Below are 23,225 nucleotides of genomic sequence, written 5' to 3' on the forward strand. Positions count from 1 at the left end.
CCTTGTTTTTAGCCGCAAAAGCGGCGCATTGATAATGGACCGATAAGACAAAAGAAAGCCAGAGCATATGGCTCTGGCTTCCAGGTGACTGGTCAGCAATTCATTTGAATGTTAATTATGTAATCCCTATCGGTTTAATGTGATTTTAAATTGTCTAATTACTTCTGTCAATAATTTAAAAATAAATAGGCTGATAGAAAAATTTAATTTAGAAAATTTTTAATATTCCGTTGACGGATGAAAATGAAACTGATAGGATAGTGAAAACCAAGTAGTCCAATGGGAAATTAAATATATATCCACCGGTCGACCGGAGACTTTTCTTTTAAAAGATAGGTCTCCGGTTTTTTTTTTCGAGAAATAGGTACGCAAATTAGAATGTGCCCTTAATTAATCTTATTTTTCGTTACCAGTAAAGGTTATCTCGATTGGATGGATTGGTTTTAATCTTAAGAGAAGGAAGGGAATGTTATGAAGTTTTGGAGAAGGAACGTACTTTTTTTGTTAGTGGTATTATCAATCGTTATATCGGCTGGATGCCAGGAGAAGAAGACAGGAGCTACAGGAACAAAAGGAAATGGCGCGTATGAAACGCTTAAACTCAGGTATGAAGGATCGGTGGGTTCGGTTACTTATCCAGAGTTAGCAGAGGATTTAGGCTATCTTGGTCCGATTAAACTTGAATGGATCGGAAATCAAACAAGCGGGCCTGCCTCTATTCAAAACGCTGCTACAGGTCAAACCGACTTTGGCGGGGCATTTAACGGGGCCATTGCCAAATTGATAGCGAGCGGTGCACCTATAAAATCGGTCATTGGTTATTACGGCAGTGATAAGGATACATACACCGGCTATTATGTTTTAAATGACAGCTCGATAAAAGATGCTCGCGATTTAATTGGAAAAAAAGTTGGTATGAACACAATGGGAGCTCATGCTGAATTCGTTTTAAAAGAATATTTAAAACAAAATGGACTCACAGACGAAGAAATTAAGAAAGTAACATTAGTTGTTCTGCCACCTGTAAGTACAGAGCAAGCACTGCGCCAAAAACAAATCGATGTCGCTGTTTTGACTGGGATGTTAGGGGATCTGGCTGTAAAAAATGGGGGGATTAAAAAGCTTTTTAGTGATTATGATTTGTTGGGACCTTTCACAGCAGGCAGCTATGTATTTACCGAAAAATTCATCAAACAAAATCCACATACGGTGAAAAAGTTTGTTGAGGCTACAGCAAAAGCCATTGAATGGGCACAGACCCATTCACGAGAAGAAGTGATAGCTCGTTATGAATCCATTATTAAGAAACGGGGGCGCAAGGAAGATACAAATACGGTGCAATATTGGAAAAGTACCGGTATTGCGGAGAAAGGTGGAGTTATTCAGAGTAAGGAATTTAAAATTTGGGTCGATTGGCTAAAGAAAAATGGTGAGTTCAAAAATGGCCAAGTGAAACTAAGTAATTTGTATACCAATGAATTTAATCCTTATAAGGGTGAAATTGAAAAAAAGTAATGAGGTGAGAGGATGACGGCAAAAATTCAGTTTGAACATGTCAGTAAGGTTTTTAAAGTAAGGGACTTAGAGCAAGGAAAGGGAGCCCTTAAAGAATTTACAGCCATTAAGAATGTTCATTTTTCGGTGAACAGTGGAGAGTTTCTTTCATTAGTAGGCCCATCAGGATGCGGAAAATCAACTTTGCTTGATCTTTTAGGCGGGTTGACGAACCCAACCTCCGGACGGATATTATTGGATGGAAAACCGATTGAGGGACCCGGTTTAGATCGGGGGATTGTCTTTCAGCAGTATGCGCTATTGCCTTGGAAGACAGCTAAAGGAAATATCGAATTTGGCTTAGAATCAAAAGGTGTTCCCAAAAAGGAGCGGGCTGAAATTTCTCGGCACTTTTTGTCACTGGTTGGATTATCAGGTTTTGAAGATCGTTATCCGCACGAACTCTCAGGTGGAATGAAGCAGCGTGTGGCCATTGCCAGAAGTTTGGCGTTTGACCCTGAAGTGCTGTTAATGGATGAACCGTTCGCCGCCCTCGATGCGCAGACACGTGAAACCTTGCAAACGGAATTACTTCGAATCTGGGAACATACCAAAAAGACAATTGTTTTCATTACACATGGGATTGATGAGGCGGTGTATCTAGGACAGCGTGTTGCCGTAATGACTTCCCGTCCTGGAACCATTAAACAAATTATTGATAACCCGCTTCATTCAACCAGTCATGAAGAGGATTTACGTTCGACAACAGCATTTGCAAATGCCCGTCACCAAATATGGGATTTGCTTCGAGAAGAGGTAGTCAAAGCACAAACAGTCGAGAATAAGGATCAATCAGCTTAATAAAGTTTAATTATTTTATAGAAGAGGTGAGGAAATGTCTGATTTTGGAAAATCATTTACAGCGCCAATGCAAGCATCCCATCGGATTCGTTTTTCTTTTCATTGGGTGCAAAGTCTTATCAAACAATCAATTGTCATCTTGCTTTTACTAATCCTTTGGGAGACTGCTCCCCGAATGGGGTTAGTGGATCCCACATTCTTTCCGCCTTTTTCAAAAGTAGCAGAGAGTTGGTGGGGATTAGTGATTTCGGGTGATCTGTATGCCCACTTTCAGGCCAGTATTCTCCGTTCGCTTTTCGGATTTGGGTTGGCGATCCTTGTTGCCATTCCTTTGGGGCTTATTATTGGGTGGTATCCACTGGCAAGCGAATTGTTAAATCCGGTGCTGGAGGTGTTTCGTAATACAGCTGCCTTAGCATTATTGCCTGTCTTTATTTTGCTGCTTGGGATCGGAGAAACATCTAAAGTTTCCATCGTCTTTTTTGCTTGTACGTTTCCGATTCTTTTAAATACCATCAATGCTGTTCGAAATGTCGATCCATTACTTATTAAGGCGGCCAAATCCATGGCTCTTCCCTCCTACAGGCTGTTTTATAAAATCATTTTGCCAGCTTCTATTCCGACTATTTTTACCGGAATACGTATGGCTGGATCATCATCCATTCTTGTGTTGATTGCTGCCGAAATGGTTGGAGCTAAAGAAGGTTTGGGATATCTCATTAATTATTCGCAGCAGAACTTTCAAATTCCGCAAATGTATGCCGGTATTATTACGATTTCCCTGCTTGGTGTGGCGATAAATTATCTATTAATTTCCTTAGAAAGAAAATTTTCAAGCTGGAAAACAAATTCAAACCAATAAAAGAAAGAAGGAATGAAACATGACTCAAAATCATCGGGAAATGAAATTAGGCGCATTTTTTATGATACCTGGACATCATATCGCAGCTTGGCGTCATCCAAAAGCAGAATCTCATCAAACCATGAGTTTTGATTTTATCAAAAGACTAGCCCAAACAGCAGAGCGTGGAAAGTTTGATATGGTTTTTCTTGCAGATAACTATGCGGTGAGAGGGAAAAATCAAAAGGTACTTAGCCAAACCGTGAATACGTTATTCGAACCCTTTACTCTTTTATCGGCTCTTGCTGCTGTAACAGATCATATCGGATTTGTTGGAACGGTATCCACTACTTTTAATGAGCCATTTAATGTTGCCCGCAGGTTCGCTTCTCTAGATCATTTGAGCAGCGGCCGTGCAGGCTGGAATGTTGTCACATCAAGCACGGACGTAGAAGCCCAAAATTTTAATTTAGAGCAGCAGCTCCTTCATGAAAAACGCTATGAGCGTGCCGAAGAGTTTGTCGATGTGGTCACGAAGCTATGGGATAGTTGGGAGGATGATGCCCTAATTATTGATAAAGAGGCAGCCCAATTTGCGGATTCTTCCAAAATTCACGCGATTAATCATAAAGGGGAATGGTTTTCCGTTGCAGGTCCATTAAATATCTCTCGTCCGATACAAGGGCATCCTGTAGTGATCCAGGCTGGTTCATCTGAAGCAGGGAAGGAGCTTGCGGCGCGGACGGCAGAGGTGATTTTCACGGCTTGGCAAACCCTAGAAGAGGCGCAAAGCTTTTATGCGGATGTAAAAGGAAGAATGGCGAAATACGGCCGCTCACCAGAGGAACTGAAAATTATGCCTGGGATTTTTCCTGTTATTGGCCGAACGGAGGAAGATGCAGAAGAAAATAAGAGGCTGCTTGAGGCGCTTATTCCGGAAGAAGCGGGAATCTCTCTTTTGTCTGGCATGATTAGTGTTGATTTATCAGGATATCCGGTGGATGGACCACTCCCTGATTTGCCTGAATTGGATCAGATAAATGGCGGGAAAAGTCGTTTCCAATTATTAAAGGATCTTGCAGATCGTGAGGGTTTGACCATTCGCCAGTTGTATCAACGGATAGCCGGTGCCCGCGGACATCGGGAGATCAAGGGTACTCCTGAGCAAATTGCGGATCAGATGCAAGAATGGTTCGAAAATGGCGCAGCGGACGGATTCAATATAATGCCCCCTTATTTGCCTGGTGGTTTGGAGGATTTCGTCAATCTGGTTATTCCAGTACTACAACAACGCGGATTGTTCCGTAAAGAATATACAGGCAAAACATTAAGGGAGAATCTCGGATTAAAACGGCCAGTTAATACACTTATTGAGTCCATAAAAGAAACGGTATAGTCTCGTTTATTTAATAAAATCCTACTTGATTTATAGGATTTATGTGTTTTATAATGATAAAAAATCAATTAAGAAAATTTAATAAATGCTGACTGGTTCACTAAAGGCTCATTATTTAGGATAATTTTATCATCCTAAATAGAGCCTCTTTCTTTTACCGGGATTCGTGTAATTACATTAAAAAGGAGAGTTTGTAGTGGGATCAGTACATTTAGACATAAAATGGGCTTAAAAAAGGAGATTATCTGAAAGGGGCATTTTTATGAACGAGACTGTGGAAAAAATGTGGATAAATGATTATTTGGATTTGTATCTTTATGCAAAAAGTATGAATGATCATTTGTGGCAACAAGAAATTATAGAAAAACTACAAAATTCTTCATTCTAAAACACCTCCGAAATCCTCTAGCTTAATGGACATTTTATATATGACTACCTTTTACGAAATGTGGTGCTGATCCTACATCTAAAATCTCTTTTCCTTTCTAAAAAAAACCTCAATAGAGTTAGGTCCTTTTGGTGGTCCAATCAGCCATACAATTCAAAGGATTTTACTTAATTCTATATCAATTAATCCGATGAGATAAGTAGGGTTTGATAAAAGATTTTTTTCAAAATATTTTAAATAATCAGTTGACAATTGGTTCGTGAGAATATAAAGTTTAGTAATAGCTTTAAAACCAAGTAAACATGTTGGTAAAGTTGGATAATGTTTTTATTCGATTTTTCAACCCAGTTTTCTGATGAGGTTTTAAGTTTGATATATTGAAAAAAACAACCATATTTTATTATTTTTAAAGAAATATTATTTCTTACTTGACGGGTAGGAAAAGTATGAATAAAATAATATTTAAATTTTCTATTAATTGAAGTGGTTTAAAGGTTAACGAAAAAAATATAAAAAAGCTGATCGGACTACCGAAGGCTCCTTTTCTCGAATTTATGAGATTAGGGGCCTTTTTTATTCACTTTAATCCGACTAAATAAATAGGTTTAATGTAGTTGATTTTACATATTTTCTTATCAGTCCACTGAAAGGAAGTGATTCATTGTGTGTTAGAAAAAAATATTTCAGAATCTACGAGAATAATAGAGAAAATGGAGGAGTCATACGTGATTAAAAAAAATAAAAATCAATGGTGGTTGGCATTCATCTTACTTTTGTCCTTTTTGGTAAGTGGATGCAGTTCTTCCACCTCAGGTGAAAGCAAAGAAACTGCTTCAAATAGTAAGGAATCAAAGGTCATTAATATTGGTTATCAAAAATTCGGTACCTTAAACATCTTAAAGGCAAAAGGAACATTGGATAAAGATTTAAAATCACTTGGATATACGGTGAAATGGACCGAGTTTCCTGGAGGTCCTCAGTTGCTTGAGGCACTGAATGTAGGCAGTTTAGACTTTGGTCATACAGGAGAAGCGCCGCCAATTTTTGCTCAAGCCGCAGGAGCCCCGCTCGTGTATTATGCCAATGCAGCCGCAAATCCAAAAGGAGAAGCGATAATAGTACCTGAAAATTCTTCAATTAAAACGCTGAAAGACTTAAAAGGAAAAAAAATCGCGTTAAATAAAGGTTCAAATGTCCATTTTTTATTAGTTAAAGCATTGGAAAAAGCAGGTATTTCCTACAGTGATATTAAAACAATTTTTCTAACTCCTGCAGATGCGCGGGCCGCATTTGAAAAAGGAGATGTAGATGCCTGGGTGATTTGGGATCCCTTCTTAGCAGATGCCCAGAATGCTACAAAAGCAAGGATCTTAGCAGATGGCGAAGGATTAGTAAGCAACCGCGAATTTTTCTTAGCTGCCAATCAATTTGCAAAGGACAATCCTAAGGTATTAGACGTTATTTATAAGGAACTGGAAAAGACAGATAAATGGGTTCAAGTGAATCCAAAAGAAGCAGCCAAATTCCTTGCACCTCAAATTGGAATGAGTGTGGAAACATTAGAATTAACACTCAATCGAAGAACATTTGGATTAGAAAAAGTAAGTGACCAAACCGCAAAGGATCAACAACAAATCGCTGATACATTTTACAAGCTTCAATTAATTCCACAAGAAATCAAGGTGCAAGAAGCACTTTTAAAAACTAAAAATTAAAAAGGGGACTAAAAAAAATGAACGTATTCTGGTTTATTCCAACACATGGTGATTCAAGATATTTAGGAGTAACAACGGGAGGCAGAGCAGTTACCTTGCCTTACTTAAAACAGGTTGCTCAGGCAGTAGATGAATTAGGTTTTACTGGGGCTTTACTACCAACAGGAAGATCTTGCGAAGATTCATGGGTGGTAGCATCAAGTTTAATTTCCGTTACCTCACGAATGAAATTTTTAGTTGCCGTTCGGCCTGGTCTAAGTTCTCCATCACAAGCCGCCAGAATGGCAGCCACGTTTGATCGCTTATCAAATGGCCGGTTATTAATCAATGTGGTAACAGGTGGCGATCCTGTTGAACTGGCAGGAGATGGTCTTCATTTAAACCATACGGAACGCTATGAATTAACGGATGAATTTTTAACCATATGGAGGGACTTGTTAGAAAAAGGAGAGGCCAACTTTTCTGGAAACTACTTAACGATAGATAATGGAAAATTGTTATATCCACCTGTTCAACAACCTTATCCGCCTCTTTATTTCGGAGGATCTTCTGAAATTGGGCAAGAAATAGCTGCTAAGCATGTGGATTACTACTTAACATGGGGAGAACCGCCTGCAAAAGTGGCAGAAAAAATAAACGAGGTAAAAAAATTAGCGGCTCATCATGGCCGAACCGTTAGCTTTGGGATCCGATTGCATGTCATTGTAAGGGAAACAGAGCAAGAAGCCTGGGAGGCAGCGAATGATTTGATTAAATATGTAGATGATGATTTAATTGCCTCCTCTCAAAAAATCTTTTCGCGGTTTGATTCGGTTGGACAGCAGAGAATGTCGGAATTACACAATGGAAGTAAGGACCAATTAGAAATCAGCCCGAATTTATGGGCAGGAGTAGGCCTTGTTAGAGGAGGAGCGGGGACAGCTTTAGTAGGCGATCCTGAAACGGTCGCACAAAGAATGAAGGAATACGCTGACCTTGGCATTGAAACCTTTATCCTTTCGGGATATCCACACTTGGAAGAAGCTTACCGTGTATCTGAATTATTATTCCCGCATCTTCCATTAGCAAAGGATGCTCCTCAACCGGATTCAACTAATATCATCAGTCCTTTTGGAGAAATTGTGGCGAACAACGAATTGCCGAAAGTCTTAAAGTGAGGGGGTAATGAACATGAATAGAAAACAGATCGTTCCGTGGATTGTCCCTATTTTATTACTTGCTTCCTGGCAGCTATCAAGCCAATTTGGTCTATTATCTTCACGTGTGCTGCCAAACCCGGTAGATGTGTTTAAGTCAGCGGTTGAGCTATCCCGATCTGGTCAGCTTTTTGATTACATTGGTGCAAGTAGTAAACGGGCTATTATCGGGTTTTTGATCGGCGGGGGAATCGGATTTGCTTTAGGTCTGTTGAACGGCCTGTCGAGAATTTCAGAAAGTCTGTTGGATAGTTCTTTACAAATGATTCGGAATATTCCGCATCTTGCGTTGATTCCCATTGTGATTTTATGGTTCGGAATTGAAGAAGAAGCAAAGCTGTTTCTAGTCGCATTAGGTACTTTTTTTCCAATTTACTTAAACACCTTTCACGGAATCCGTTCAATCGACAAATCTCTTATTGAAATGGGAAATGTTTATGGCCTTAAAGGGTTTTCGTTATTCTGGAACATTATTTTGCCCGGTGCTCTTCCTTCTATATTAGTGGGGGTTCGGTATGCAATAGGCATTACCTGGGTCACTCTTATTGTCGCTGAAACGATTGCATCGAATTCAGGTATAGGGTATATGGCCATGAACGCTAGAGAATTTATGAGGCTAGATATCGTTGTATTAAGTATTATTCTTTATGCACTTCTCGGAAAATTATCAGATCTTATAGCGAAAATAGCTGAGAAGAGATTTTTACAATGGAATCCGTCGTATCGAAAATAGGGAGGAGGGTAATCAATGACTGAAAAAAAAGAACGTCAAACAATATTAGAAATTTCTAACCTGCAAAAATCATTTGGCAATCAAAAAGTACTTCGAAACATTAATCTAAAGGTTCAAAAAGGAGAATTTATTGCGATTGTAGGAAAAAGCGGATGTGGTAAAAGTACGTTATTACGCTTACTTGCAGGTTTAGAGACGGCAAGTGATGGAGAGATCTATACCGATGGTGAACGTTTAGAAGGTAGAAATCAATTAGCAAAAATCATGTTTCAGGATGGCAGACTCCTCCCTTGGAAAAGAGTGGTCCAAAACGTTGGTTTGGGTTTGAAAACTGACTGGCGGCAGCGTGCTGAAAAGGTATTGGAACAAGTCGGATTAGGTGACCGCGGAAATGATTGGCCATCTGTATTATCAGGAGGACAACGGCAGAGAGTAGCACTTGCAAGAGCATTAGTTCATGAGCCAAATATACTTTTATTAGATGAACCACTTGGGGCACTGGATGCTCTGACACGGATCGAAATGCATCAGCTCATTGAAAATTTATGGATGGATAAAAAATTTACTGCCGTGTTGGTGACGCATGATGTCGAAGAAGCGGTTGCTCTCGCGAATAGAGTCATCTTAATTGAAGATGGGGAAATTGTGATGAACCAGCCTATTAAACTACCATATCCCCGGCAGAGAGAACATCCATTATTTTCTCCAACCGTCAGCCAAATATTAAACCGGATTTTGGGAAAAGACAAAACTAGTGATTTAAGACTAACAAAAATTGAGTAACAGTTTACTGGATGGGGGGACTGACCATTCAGTTTACAGAATTTTTAACGATAATAGATAAAGAAAGTATAAGCCTAGTCTATATTTATATGAAAAAACTCGTGAATAGATAGCGGGCCCACTTAAGAAAGGGAGTTTACATGATGAGTAAAATTACCATTATTTCTGGAAGTCCTTCTGAGCATACGAGATTAAATGGGGTGTTAGAAGAAGTTGTAAGGCATTTAGAAGGGTTGAATATCATTCCTGAAGTAATCCATGTTCGAAATCTTCCAGTCGAGGATTTAATTCAAGCGAAATTTGATAGTGAAGAAATTGTTAGAGCCAATAAAAAGGTCGAGGATTCAACCATTGTTGTCATTTTGACACCTGTTTTTAAAGCTTCTTTTACTGGGGTTTTAAAAACCTATCTAGATCTATTACCGCAAAATGGTCTTGAAGGTAAGACCGTTTTACCGATTGCGATTGGAGGAACCTTTGGACATCTATTAATGTTGGATTATGCATTGAAGCCAGTCCTATCTGCGCTTGGAGCAACCCATATTTTAAAAGGTGCTTTTATTTTGGATAGTCAAATAAAGAAAATAGAAAATAATCAATATGAAATAGATGAATCAGCTAAAAATCGCTTAGAAACTTCCTTGAATTTCTTAAAAAATTCTTTATTCCCGGAAAAGAATGTGATCGGTTCTATTGTTTAAAAAAGTTTTAAGAAAAAAGTACTTAAGCTAAATGGGGGCTAGAGTTTAAAGTAAATACGATTTTACCCATGTGCAAAACTTCCGGCCAAATTTTGGCCGGAAGTTTTGCAACTATACAGCCCTGACTAGATTACCATCTGTACTGAATCAGAATCTTTATCTAATTTAAAGCTTCCTTTCTTATCTCCACAAACAAGATCATAATCACCAAGGTTCCCCTCAAATGAAATTAGTCCATAGAGTTCTTCATCCGTGTAAATGCCTTTGATTAATACCCAATCTATTTTTTATTAATCAAGTGAAAAAATTGTGTTATGATAAAAATTGTAAACAATAATATTCGGAATTTTCTTTTTACATATTTACATGGGTTGGAATGTGTAATTATCATAATCAAAAAAACTTTGGGGGAAACGGAATATCATGAAAAGAGACTATTGTTTTTTCATATTGGTATTTCTTATTTTTGCAAGCGGTTGCAGTAAGGGAGAAGAGTTTAAGATTGTATACTCCAATGGAAAAGTAAAGAATCCACCACAGGAAAGTAATGAAAGTAAGCCAGTTACCATTGCAGTAGTCCCAAAGCTGGTTAATATACCTTATTTCAATGCCGTGGAAGAAGGAGCTTCCGAAGCAGGAAAAGATCTTGGAATAAAAGTTATCTATAAAGGTCCAACCGTTGCAGACGCTGACCAGCAAATAAGAGTAATCAACGAACTAATTGAACAAAAGGTGGATGTCATTGCCGTTTCCGCCAATGACCCTGATAAGTTAGTTCCTGTCTTAGAGAAGGCAGAAGGTCAGCATATTAAAGTAATTACATGGGATTCAGATACCCTCTCTAACTCAAGAGAGTTCTTTATCAACATGGTAAATCCGGAGACATTGGGAAGACATTTGATGGATACACTGGCTTGGAAACTAAATGAAGAAGGTGATTTTGCCATCATCACAGGGGCCAAATCAGCAGCAAATTTAAACAAATGGTTAAATTGGATACAAGTACAGCAAAAGGAGAATTACCCCAAGATGCATCTTATCAAAATCGTCGCCTCAGATGATGACCCCCATAAAGCATATTTACTCGCAAAGGAGTTACTATCGCAGTATCCAAATTTAAAAGGCATTATCGGAAATTCTTCTGTTGGTCCGCCGGCCGCAGCTCAAGCTGTCAAAGAAGCAGGGAAAGCCGGAAAAGTCGTTGTGGTAGGATTATCCCCGCCAAATCCAATGAACCAATATTTAAAAGAAAATGATGCACAAATTGTGACATTATGGAGTCCAAAAAAATTGGGTTATTTGACAGTGGCCCTGGCTGCCAATCTGATCATGGGGCAGCGGCCTTATGACGGTGAAAAAATTCCTCAAGTCGGGAAAATTAACATGATTGATGATATGGTCATCATGGGGGAACCCATAGATTTTACAAAGGAAAATGTAGATCAGTATGATTTTTAACAGGATAAGATTAAGAAACTACCGTTTAATGAATAAACTGATTATTACGTATCTATTGATTACGGTCATCCCAGTTTCATTGATTGGCTATATTGGATATAACCAATATACCAAGTCAATCGAAGAGCAGGTTGGAGAGTATATTCCAAGAGTATTGGATCAGGCGAATGAGCGAATCAATGATCATATCAATGAATTAAGGGAGCTGCCGGACCTTCTCTATAATTCAGACCAAGTGATTGAAATCCTTAGAAAAGATGCATATCAAAACAATTCTTCCTTATTACGAGATAAGTTTCTTGTTAACAGCTACTTGACAAACACTTATATTAACGGTGGAAATTCGGATATCCTTGGGGTTTTCATTTTATCAAAAAACAGGCTGTTTGCCGCTTCGAGACTTCCATACACAGGTTTTGAAAGTATTGCTTTGCCATTTGGACAAGATCTGGATTTAAAAGGCAAGCAACAAATCATATTTCCCAATCAAATCACATTGAAATTTAAAAATAATCCCCCCTATATTCTGCTACTGCAGCAAATAACGGATACAGAGAATCGAATGAAATTAGGAACTATTTTAATAGCAGTCGATTTAACCTTTGTTAAAAATATAGTAAATAATTTGGAAACCGTTAACAAAGCAGATATCACGCTTATGGATACTAATGGACAAATTGTTTACGATACAAATCCCAACTATATTGGAAAGACCAATGTGGATTTAAACCATTATCCAAAAATTAATGGAAGTTTTAAAACAACAAGGGAAAAGGAAAATAAATTGATAAGTATCAGCAGGATAGGTCCGAATCAATGGATTTTGACTCATAGTGTTTTACTGAAGAATTTGACTGAAAGGACCGATCTCGTCCGAAAAGCTACTATCATTGCATTTTTGGGAGTCATTCTAATAAGTACAGTCATCTCTATTATTCTTGCCTGGAGTGTATCGAGACCCATTAACCGATTAACAAAATTAATGAAACAAGTGGAAAAGGGAAACTTTAATGTCGATCTCCCAATTAATGGAAACGATGAAGTAGGAGTTCTTGCGAAAAGCTTTAATTCAATGGTTCAGGAGATTAATAGTTTAATAAAACAGAATTTTCAAATTAAACTGCAACAAAAGGAAGCCGAACTATATGCTCTGCAATCTCAAATAAATCCACACTTTATGTACAATACCCTTGAAACAGTGGGAATGGCCGTAGAAGAAGGGGAAGATGATGTGGTGGTTGAAATGGTTTCCCGTCTTGGCCGCATGCTTCGATTTTCGATTAGCAATAAAGAAAAAATGGTTTCAATCGACCAGGAAGTTCAACATATCAAGGATTATTTAACGATCCAAAAATTTCGATTTGAAGACCGAATTGAATTTTCGATACATGAAGAAATTGATTCTAAAGAACACTACACGCCAAAGTTTATATTGCAGCCGATTGTTGAGAATGCCATTAAACATGGACTGGATGAAGAACAGGATTTTAAAATCGACATTTTCATCTCAAGAGTTGGTAACATTTCAACGAAAAATGAGGAAGTGATTTTTCGAGTGATCGATAATGGTCCTGGAATTTCTGAAAAAGTTGTTGCTTACCTCAAAAGCTACCTTGAATCGGACCCCATGGCAAGGCGTGACTCTCAATTTGGATTAATTAATGTTCATGGCCGACTGATCATGATGTTTGGTGAGGGCTATGGATTACAAATAAATAGTGAAATAAAAAAAGGTACAGAAATTATTATTTCTATTCCTTTGTTGTCACAGGACGATCTGAGAAAGGTAGAAGGAGACTGGGAGAGTGAACAATAGAAAAATCAAAGCCATTGTGGTAGATGATGAAAATCGAATCAGACGGGGAATTGAAAGGTTAATCCTATCATGCGGGGAAGAATTTGAGATTGTTGGGAGCTATAGCAGTGGAACTAAAATGATTAATGAATATGAAAAAGAAAACATTTGTTTCGATTTATTGATTACAGATATTAAAATGCCGGGGATGAATGGGCTGGAACTTATAAAAGAAATGAGAAACAGAGCCTCTTTTGAAGCGGTAGTTATTAGCGGCTTTAACGACTTTCATTTCGTGCAAACAGCCATTCGCGAACGAGCGCTCGATTATATGGTGAAACCGTTAATTCGAGATGAATTCCGAAAACAGCTGGTAAAAATAAAAGATAGGATTTTAGAAAACTGGGAAAATGAAAAAAAGGTTGAAATAATCGACACTCAACTCCGTCATGTTAAGCAGACTCAATCGCTAAGCGAACTAGTCAGAGGAAATGAAATTGATCTTGCTGAATTGGAGTGGACAAAAGACTTTCCTAAAGGGATATACTACCTATTACATATATCCATCGACTTTAATCAAAAAAGAGATTCATCCGCTCTCCAAAGTGGTGAGCTTGAAAAGAGGCTTCAGGATGTATTAAATGGTTTTTATGAAACAACTAAAAGCTTATCGTGGGTCTGGAAAGGCGATGAGGCTTCATTTTGGATTTTATTCCACAACAAAGAAGCAGACCAATTACAAGAAATGCTGGTAGCTGAAAGGCTGCATTCCGCCATAAAAGCAGGAACGAACCTGACCTCGACCATCGCACTTAGCAGAAGTTTTTATGATGTGGCTGTTATTCCCGCCTTAAGAGATCGCCTTTCAGCGTTGCTGCAATTTCGCCTAATTTATGGTGGAAATCAAATTTATACCCTTTCATTGGTAGAAAATATTCTTAAGGAAAGGGGGAGGATAAAAGAGTCTAAGGAGTTGGAGATTACCATTACGAGAATGGTAGAATCTCTTGACCCTTTAAGGAAGGAAGAACTTTTTCATCATCTAAATCATTTCCTTAACGAACTAAAAAGGCTTCCTTCCCCACAAGAAATAGAAAAAAGTATCCAATTGTTGGCCATACAATCGATCAACCGGCTGCTAACAAGGTCCTTTGTAAAAGACGAGCTTAATTTAATTCAGGAAGCACTTAAGCTAACGAGGAAATCTCCGAACTTTATAGAATTAAAGAGAAATCTTACTACATGGATGCTTAAAGTACTAAAAATCTTTGAAGAAATGACACTACATGAATCCATTAATCCCATTGAGACTGCAAAAGCATGGATTATGAATAACTTAGGAAATAATATAACCATTGATAAAATTGCCAAAAAAGTTCATATGAACCCCACATATTTCTGTGAATATTTTAAAAATCAAACCGGTGAGACTGTTTTGGACTTTGTGACGAAAGCAAGAATAGAAAAATCAAAGGAACTGCTATTATCAACAGATTTAAAAATATATGATATCTCACAACAAGTTGGTTACACGGATACGAAATATTTCAGTAAATTGTTTAAAAAGTATTTTGGGGAAGTTCCTTCTAAATATAAGGAAAAGCAAAAATGAATTTCAATTAACCTCCGTTCAGGAGGTTTTTTTAATTTTTGAAATATTGCCGAAAATCATCCCCCTTAACCGAAAGATGTCTCCTTTTCTAAGGATGGTAGATAAAGTACCCTATATGTAAGCGAATTCAATAGAGCGATTTCATTCATCGTATTAATGGAGGTCCATTGAACCATAAGGGCCAAATAGACACAAGGAGTTGAAAAAATGTCCGAATATGTACTCGAATTAAGGGGAATTACCAAAATATTTCCGGGTGTTAAAGCCTTAGATCATGTTCATTTTAAGTTAAGACCTGGACAAATTCATGCATTAATGGGGGAAAATGGTGCAGGTAAATCCACCTTCATCAAAGTAATAACGGGAGTTCACAAACCGGATGAGGGAGAAATTTTTTTAAATGGTGAAAAAGTTGAATTTAATAACCCAAAAGAGGCTCAGGCCAAGGGGATTGCCGCGATTTATCAGCATGTAACCAATTATCCCGATTTGAGCGTGACCGAAAATATTTTCATGGGACATGAAAAAGTAGCAAAAGGTACAAAGCGGTTGCTTTGGAAACAAATGCATGATGAAGCGAAAGAATTATTAAGAAGTTTGGGCTCCACCATCGATCCAAAGACGGAAATGGGTGCCTTAAGTGTTGCCCAGCAGCAAATAGTGGAAATCGCCAAAGCAATTTCAACCGATGCGAAAATTATTATTATGGATGAACCAACCGCGGCACTTACTGCGAGGGAGAGTGAGGAGTTATATAAGATCACCGAAGGATTAAGGGATCAAGGGGCTTCGATTATATTTATTTCTCATCGATTTGAAGATATGTATCGTCTAGCAAGTCAGGTAACAGTCTTTCGAGATTCCAGATATATCGGTTCATGGGATGTAAATGAGATTACAAATGAAGACCTCATTGTGGCAATGGTTGGACGAAAGATTACCCAGGTATTTCCAGATAAGAAATCAACACTTGGAAGTGAAGTACTCCGAGTAGAGGGACTGGGGAAAACAGGATATTTTGACGACGTTTCGTTCACTTTGCATAAAGGAGAGATACTTGGCTTAACAGGGTTGGTTGGAGCAGGACGTAGTGAAGTTTGCCAGGCCATTTTCGGCATTAGTAGGTTCGATAAAGGAAAAGTCTATTTTAAGGGGAAAGAAGTGAAACTTCAAAATCCTCTAGTAGCGATGGAAATGGGAATCGGCTATTTACCTGAAGACCGTCAATTACAGGGGCTTATCCTTGACTGGGATATTGGCAGGAATATCTCACTACCGGCACTTAAGAGACTATCAAAAAAAGGGTGGCTAAACGTAAAAAGAGAGGCAGAAATGGCTAAGAACCTTGCGGAAAAAGTAAATGTAAAAGCAACTAGTATCTTTGATCTGGCCAGTTCTCTATCCGGCGGAAATCAGCAAAAAGTGGCGGTTGCCAAATTATTAACGGCAGATTTGGATGTCATTATTCTCGATGAACCGACAAAAGGGGTAGATGTGGGAGCTAAATCAGCGATTTACGAGATTATTAATGATCTAGCCGCACAAGGGTATGGAATCATTCTGATTTCTTCGGAAATGCCTGAAATTTTAGGTCTAAGTGACAACCTTGTTGTTATGCGAGAAGGAAAGGTTGCAAGAGTTCTAAATAAAATCGAAGCCACACAGGAGTCCATTCTTGAAGCTGCCATGATGGATTTGTCAAAGCAACGAACAGTATAAAGAAAGATTTGAAGAAAGAGGTGAGCATCATGCCAGAAGGAGTTCTGGAAAAAGTAACAAACTCGGGGCAGCAAGTAGAAAAAGTATCCTTTTCAGCTAAAATCTCTAAGTTTAGAGAGCTAGGACTACTAATATTTATTCTCTTGCTTTCCGTCCTTATCCAATTCCGAAACCCAAGATTTTTAACAATAGAAAATATTAATGATTTGGTTACCAATACGGCCATTCTAAGCATCCTTGCACTCGGTATGATGGTGGTACTTATTACAAGAGGAATTGATTTATCCATCGGAACTGTTATCGCCATTTCAGGAATGATTACCGCCCAGACTATTAGTGCACACCAAAATTTAAACCCTATTATCGCCGTCTTACTTGGAACGGCAATTGGGATTGTTTGCGGGATCATTACTGGCTTTTTGGTCTCAAAGATTGGCCTTATGCCCATCATCGCTTCCCTAGCCATGATGAATATCTTCAGGGGGTTAACTTATACGATTAGCGGTGGTAAATGGGTGAGTTCTTATCAAATGTCTAAAAGCTTTGTTGGAATAGCAACTGGAAAAATCTTAGGGATTAACACGCTTATCTTTATTGCCATTATTATCTACCTTGTTTTCTATTACTTTATTAATCATACAAGAACAGGAAGACAAATTTATGCGGTCGGAAGCAACCCTGATTCGGCAAAGGTCAGCGGAATCAGCCAAACGAAGATCTTAATGTTGGTATACACCATTATGGGAGGGCTTTCAGGCTTATCCGGTGTTTTGTGGGTTTCTAAATATGCTTCAGCACAAGGGGATACCGCATCTGGATATGAATTAACCGTGATTGCTGCTTGTATTCTTGGAGGAGTAAGTATTGCCGGTGGAGCAGGCAAAATTTCCGGCGTTATCCTTGGGTCGATTCTTCTTGGTGTATTAAATAATGCTTTGCCGCTTTTGAATGTATCTCCGTTTTGGCAATCAAGCATCCAGGGAGCAATCATTCTCGTAGCTGTTGTGGTTAACACTTTAGTGAAGAGAGGCGTGGATCGAAATAATCTCTTAAGGAGGAAAATCTAAAACGATGGAGCAGAAAACGGTCATTCAAGAGGAACATCCCAACCGAAAAATAGTTTCGAAAAAAAAATTCTCATTAAAAACTTTTTTCCTTCAGTGGGAATGGATGCTTGTACTCATTCTATTAATCGTAATGTTTATCAATACAAGCTTATCACCTTATTTTTTAGATTATTCTAATTTAAGGGACGGAACCATGACCTTTTTAGATAAGGCGTTCATGGTTTTCCCAATGGCCTTGGTTATGATCCTGGGTGACATCGATATATCGGTGGGGTCCACAGTGGCACTATCTTCCGTCATAATGGCTACTTCTTATAATCATTTGGGTCTGCCGATGGGCATTTCCATTGTGATCTGTCTGGCTGTTGGATCGCTTTGCGGATATATCAATGGTTTTTTAATCGTCAAGTTTAAAGAACTGTCAGCCGTTATTGTCACCCTGGGTACGATGATTCTCTATCGGGGAATTGCTTATAGTATCCTACAGGATCAGGCCGCAGGGAATTTTCCGGATTGGTATAAACTGCTTGGATGGGGATATTTAAATGGAATACCCATTATTCTTATCGCTTTTATTATTTTCGCTGCTGTCTTTGTCTTATTACTTCATAAAACCACTTTTGGCAGACAAATATATGCTATCGGAAACAACTCAACGGCCAGCAGATTTTCCGGCGTTCAAAACGATAAAATTAAACTTATTGTGTTTACACTTATGGGGTTTACAGCCGCCGTTACGGCTTTATTTTTAGCCTCCAGAATGGGAAGTACAAGACCAAATATTGCAACGAGCTATGAATTAGATGTGATTGCCATGGCTGCATTAGGCGGGATCAGTACGGCAGGGGGAAAAGGAAAAATGATAGGTACGATGATCGCCATTTTTATTATTGGGTATCTTCAATATGGTTTAGGATTGGTCAATATTTCGTCGCAAACTTTACTGATTATTGTGGGGCTGTTACTCATTTTTGCTGTTGCTGTTCCAAAAATAAATTTAAAACAGATTTTAAATGTTAAAAAGCAATCCGGTCATTAGGTTACATTACAGTTTTTCTACTGTGTGTATATAAAACAAATAAAAATCAAGGGGAGAAAACGAATGAAAAAATTTTGGGGATTATTTGTTTCTGTTGTAATGATCTTCTCGATTCTTGCTGCATGCAGCGCGACCACTTCAAAACCAGAATCAAAATCAGATTCAAAAGGTACTACAGCTGAGAAAAGCGGACCGAAGAAATATGCATTTGTGTTTAAAAATACTGGTAACCCTTATGGGGAGAAGATGCAGGATGGATTTCAAAATGCGATTAAAGAAAAAGGCGGCGAAGTCATCCTAAGATCACCGGACCAGCCAACCGCTGAAGGGCAAATTCAAATCATTGAGCAATTAATTAATCAAAAAGTAGATTCCATTACGATTGCGGGTAATGATCAAGACGCCCTCCAGCCTGTTCTTGAGAAAGCGATGAATGCAGGGATTAAAGTTTCATCGGTGGATTCAGCCGTAAATGCAAAAAGCCGAATGGTCCATGTGAATCAGGCTAACCCTGAAAGAATTGGTGGAGCGCTAATTGAGGGCGTTTCGCAAATGATTGGCGGCAAAGGGGAAATTGCTATCCTAAGTGCAACTTCTCAAGCGACCAACCAAAATACATGGATTGAAGTGATGAAAAAAGAACTCCAAAAACCAGAATATAAAGATATTAAACTAGTGAAAGTAGCTTATGGGGACGACTTAAGGGATAAAAGTGTTTCGGAAACAGAGGGATTATTACAGTCCTATCCAAATCTGAAAGAGATTATTGCTCCAACAACCGTAGGTATTGCAGCTGCAGGAAAAGTTCTCACTGACAAGGGGCTTGTTGGAAAAGTAAAATTAACCGGACTAGGGCTGCCTAGTGAAATGGCCACTTATATTGAAAATGGTGTTTGTCCGTGGATGTATTTATGGAATCCAATTGATGTGGGATATGTGGCTGGATATACGGCAAATGCATTAGTAGAAGGTGAGATTTCTGGGAAAGTTGGCGATAAGTTTACAGCAGGAAAACAGGGTGACCAGACGATTGTAGAAGATGGTGATGGAACACAAGTGATGTTGGGTGATCCGTTTAAATTTGATAAGGATAATATTGCTCAATGGAAGAGTGTCTACTAATTAATAGATTCTTGTAGAAATGAAGAGGGAAAGCTTATAATGGCAGGCTCGTGTTCCCCTATAAGCTTTCCAAATGTGTCGGAGATCATATTCGAAAGACCTTTATATGTATTTAATTAAAAGATTCATAAGAGGAGGAACATATGGGGAAAAGTCAAGTAAAATCAAAAAAGCGGTTTGCTATAAATGTTTCCATGGCGATGACTCTGTTAATTCCTACTATCATAAGTACTAGTCTACCTATTCAAGGGGCTGCAGCAGCCGGTTCAAGTGTAGCCGCACAGGCAATAAATGAGACGAAAATTTCGGATTTAAGAGTGGAGTATCGAAATAATCCGATCGGAATTGATATACAAAAACCACGATTTAGTTGGGAAATGCTCTCAAACCTTCGGGGGCAAAAACAAACAGCCTATCAATTACTTGTTGCAACCCGCCCGAATAAGTTGACACCTGAGTCTGCAGATATTTGGAATAGCGGGAAAGTAGATTCCGGTGAATCTAATGCGGTTGAATATGGAGGTAAAACTTTTAAAGCTTCCACCCGCTATTATTGGACGGTTAATGTATGGGATAAGGAAGGAAAAAAATTTGAAACAGCGCCAGCCAATTTTGAAACCGGCCTATTAAGTACAGATGGAGAAGCCGGATGGGACGGCGCTAAATGGATCTCCTTAGACGACTCGGTGAAGAATGGCGCGCCGATGTTACGGAAAGAAACTCCACTTAAGGGTGAGGTAAAGAGCGCTCGGCTGTACATCTCGTCACTAGGTGTCTTCGATGCATTTATTAACGGGAAAAGATTAGGCATCGTTAATGAAGATGGAAGTACAGCATACGAGCTGCTCGCACCCGGCTGGACCAGTTACGATAAAAACATTAATTATATGACATATGATGTAACAGATTATCTCCAAGGCAAAAATAGTGTCACATTAGCAGCGGTCCTTGGAAATGGCTGGTACAACAGTAGAATTTCTGATGGGGCTAACTATTACAATTCAAAAGGAAACGATCTGGGACTGCTAGCCAAAATGCTAGTTACCTACAAGGATGGATCCACCCAGACGATTGTTACCAATACCGATTCCGGCTGGAAAGCTACCAATAATGGTCCATATCTGGCAGACGATATATATGACGGTCAGACTTATGATGCAACCAAGGAAGTGACCGGGTGGAATAACAATGGATTTGATGACTCAGCGTGGAAAGGCGTGAAAGAACACAAATACAAACAAGTATTCCCTGCTGCGACGATAACATCTTATAATGGCACACCTGCACAAATCGTAGACAGCCTTGACCAAACACCGATATCAGTAACTACCGCTACCGGTGTCATGAATCAAGAATCAAGCAAAAACGGTAAAGGTGAAATCAAAATAGATACTTCTAGATCCATAAATAATCGTTCCGAAGCAAAGAATGAAAAGGTGAATATCTCAACTGGTGATACCGTAATTTATGACCTTGGTCAAAACATGGTGGGAATCCCACGCATCACAGTAAAGGGGAAAGCCGGAACACAAATAAAATTGCGGTTCGGCGAAATGCTGAATGACGACAGTGCAGGAGCAGACGGTCCAAAAGGGTCAATCTATACAGCAAATCTACGTTCTGCCAAAGCCTCCGTTTTCTACACACTAAAAGGCAGTGAAGAAGGAGAAACTTATCAGCCTTCCTTAACTTTCTTTGGATTTAGATATGTAGAAGTTTCTGTTTTAACACCAGGAACTACGGTCGAACTAGATAAAGTAACTGGTAAGGTTGCTACATCGGCAGTGGATGTCACAGGTACACTCGAGACTTCCAATAAAGATGTTAACCAGTTAATTAGCAACATCAAGTGGGGGCAACGCGGTAACTATTTATGGGTTCCAACGGATTGCCCGCAAAGGGATGAACGTCTTGGTTGGATGGGGGATGCACAATTATTTGCAAAGACTGGCATGTATAACATGGATTCGTACAATTTCTTTGAGAATTTTACGGACAATATGGTTAACGCCCAATCTGCCAACGGGTCATATCCAGTAACAGTACCGGCAAGTTCGTTCGGTTTAAGGGCTCCTGCTACCTCGGGTTGGTCAGACGCTGGGATTATAATCCCTTGGACACATTGGCAAATGACCGGAGATACTACATTGATAAGTAAGGCATACAACAGCATGGCGAAATACATGGATATGATGTATAACCAAACCGGAGAAACCTACCGCGGTCCTGGCAGTATTTTCGGTGACTGGTTAGCGTTCCAGGGAACCAATAACATGTTAATGAGCGACGCCTACTACGCCTATGATGCCAAGTTAATGGCACAAATGGCTGCCGCCCTTGGCAAAGACAATGATGTAAAGCAATATGAGACACTGTTTGACAATATTAAGAAAGCCTTTATTAGAAACCATATCAAAGTAGATGATAATGGGAACTTAACCATTCTATCATCACGTGAAGAAGGATTTGGAATTGCCTTTTATTCGAGAGAAGATAATAGTCAAACGTCATTATTATGGGCTTTGAAGCTCGGATTCTATGACAATGAAAATCAAAAACAACAGATGATTAAGCTGCTAGTGGATAATATTCGAAATACGGATCAATATAAGGCTGCACATCCTGATAGTTCCCGAGTAAAATATGCGGAGAATACCTTATCTGTAGGATTTCTCGGAGTGAATGTACTGGCCCCTGTGTTAACGAACATCGGACAATCTGATTTGGCCTATACGCTGCTATTACAGGATCAAATGCCGTCTTGGCTTTATTCCGTAAAGAATGGTGCAACAACCATTTGGGAACGCTGGAATTCATACTCCGTTAAAGATGGATTTGGCGATGTAAGCATGAACTCGTTCAATCACTATTCATACGGTGCTATTGGTGAATGGATGTATGATGAAATGGCTGGTATCTCCAATGATCCGGACAATCCTGGTTTCAAGCACACGATTCTTCAGCCTACCATTGATAATGATAAGCGAATCACCTGGGCGAAAGGCTCGTTTGATTCCGTCTATGGTACGATTAAAAGTGAATGGGAAGTTAATAATGGTACGTTGACATATGATGCGACCGTACCGGCAAATACTACTGCGACCGTTTATATTCCTACAAACAATGTAAGTACTGTGAAGGAAAGTGGACAGCCAATTACTAAGGCAAAAGGAGTTAAGTTTATCGAATTCAAAGAAGGTAAAGCGGTATATGAACTTGAATCCGGAAGGTATGAATTCCGATCAATCATCGCTGGTTCTAAGCCAGAGTAAAAAGTAAAAGTAGAAAAAACGCTTGCGGATACT

General features: G+C 38.9%; 17 protein-coding genes. All 17 read left to right on the plus strand.

The window, feature by feature from the left end; genetic code table 11:
* Positions 1-471 precede the first annotated feature (471 nt).
* The 17 genes from COD92_RS08990 to COD92_RS09070 all read left to right on the plus strand — a co-directional run bounded on the left by COD92_RS08990 (position 472) and on the right by COD92_RS09070 (position 23,192).
* Positions 472-1,515: an ABC transporter substrate-binding protein gene (locus COD92_RS08990; RefSeq protein WP_098528209.1), complete on the plus strand. Its 1,044-nt coding sequence runs from the start codon at positions 472-474 to the stop codon at positions 1,513-1,515.
* A gap of 12 nt (positions 1,516-1,527) precedes the next feature.
* Positions 1,528-2,355, plus strand: a complete 828-nt coding sequence (locus tag COD92_RS08995) for an ABC transporter ATP-binding protein (protein WP_098996190.1) — start codon at positions 1,528-1,530, stop codon at positions 2,353-2,355.
* A 34-nt stretch (positions 2,356-2,389) separates the two neighbouring features.
* Positions 2,390-3,217, plus strand: a complete 828-nt coding sequence (locus tag COD92_RS09000; protein WP_098528207.1) for an ABC transporter permease — start codon at positions 2,390-2,392, stop codon at positions 3,215-3,217.
* A gap of 19 nt (positions 3,218-3,236) precedes the next feature.
* Positions 3,237-4,592, plus strand: coding sequence for an LLM class flavin-dependent oxidoreductase (locus COD92_RS09005; RefSeq protein ID WP_098528206.1), 1,356 nt, complete (start codon positions 3,237-3,239; stop codon positions 4,590-4,592).
* Between the two features lie 1,113 nt (positions 4,593-5,705).
* A complete protein-coding gene (locus COD92_RS09010; protein ID WP_255286564.1) occupies positions 5,706-6,695 on the plus strand; it encodes a sulfonate ABC transporter substrate-binding protein in 990 nt (329 codons plus the stop codon).
* Positions 6,696-6,712: 17 nt separating this feature from the next.
* A complete protein-coding gene (gene ssuD / locus COD92_RS09015) occupies positions 6,713-7,852 on the plus strand; it encodes an FMNH2-dependent alkanesulfonate monooxygenase (protein ID WP_098528205.1) in 1,140 nt (379 codons plus the stop codon).
* A gap of 13 nt (positions 7,853-7,865) precedes the next feature.
* Positions 7,866-8,624, plus strand: coding sequence for an aliphatic sulfonate ABC transporter permease SsuC (gene ssuC, locus COD92_RS09020; protein ID WP_098528204.1), 759 nt, complete (start codon positions 7,866-7,868; stop codon positions 8,622-8,624).
* 15 nt (positions 8,625-8,639) lie between these two features.
* On the plus strand, positions 8,640-9,407 hold the full coding sequence (locus COD92_RS09025) for an ATP-binding cassette domain-containing protein (protein WP_098528203.1): 768 nt from the start codon (positions 8,640-8,642) through the stop codon (positions 9,405-9,407).
* Between the two features lie 143 nt (positions 9,408-9,550).
* Entirely contained in the window at positions 9,551-10,108 is a 558-nt protein-coding gene (gene ssuE / locus COD92_RS09030; protein ID WP_098528202.1) for an NADPH-dependent FMN reductase, read from the plus strand.
* Between the two features lie 423 nt (positions 10,109-10,531).
* Entirely contained in the window at positions 10,532-11,566 is a 1,035-nt protein-coding gene (locus COD92_RS09035) for an autoinducer 2 ABC transporter substrate-binding protein (protein ID WP_098528201.1), read from the plus strand.
* A 28-nt stretch (positions 11,567-11,594) separates the two neighbouring features.
* On the plus strand, positions 11,595-13,382 hold the full coding sequence (locus COD92_RS09040) for a sensor histidine kinase (protein WP_176541088.1): 1,788 nt from the start codon (positions 11,595-11,597) through the stop codon (positions 13,380-13,382).
* On the plus strand, positions 13,372-14,973 hold the full coding sequence (locus COD92_RS09045; RefSeq protein ID WP_098528199.1) for a helix-turn-helix domain-containing protein: 1,602 nt from the start codon (positions 13,372-13,374) through the stop codon (positions 14,971-14,973). The genes COD92_RS09040 and COD92_RS09045 overlap by 11 nt, the downstream gene beginning before the upstream one ends.
* 207 nt (positions 14,974-15,180) lie before the next feature.
* On the plus strand, positions 15,181-16,692 hold the full coding sequence (locus COD92_RS09050) for a sugar ABC transporter ATP-binding protein (protein WP_098528198.1): 1,512 nt from the start codon (positions 15,181-15,183) through the stop codon (positions 16,690-16,692).
* A 29-nt stretch (positions 16,693-16,721) separates the two neighbouring features.
* Positions 16,722-17,759: an ABC transporter permease gene (locus COD92_RS09055; protein WP_098528197.1), complete on the plus strand. Its 1,038-nt coding sequence runs from the start codon at positions 16,722-16,724 to the stop codon at positions 17,757-17,759.
* 4 nt (positions 17,760-17,763) lie between these two features.
* Complete coding sequence (locus tag COD92_RS09060; RefSeq protein WP_098528196.1) at positions 17,764-18,798, plus strand: ABC transporter permease; 1,035 nt, start codon at positions 17,764-17,766, stop codon at positions 18,796-18,798.
* A gap of 63 nt (positions 18,799-18,861) precedes the next feature.
* Positions 18,862-19,920: a rhamnose ABC transporter substrate-binding protein gene (gene rhaS / locus COD92_RS09065; RefSeq protein WP_098528195.1), complete on the plus strand. Its 1,059-nt coding sequence runs from the start codon at positions 18,862-18,864 to the stop codon at positions 19,918-19,920.
* 143 nt (positions 19,921-20,063) lie between these two features.
* Positions 20,064-23,192 (plus strand): family 78 glycoside hydrolase catalytic domain, encoded by a 3,129-nt coding sequence (locus tag COD92_RS09070; protein WP_255286563.1) that lies wholly within the window; start codon positions 20,064-20,066, stop codon positions 23,190-23,192.
* The last annotated feature ends 33 nt before the right edge of the window (positions 23,193-23,225 follow it).

This window comes from Bacillus sp. AFS037270, from assembly GCF_002585305.1.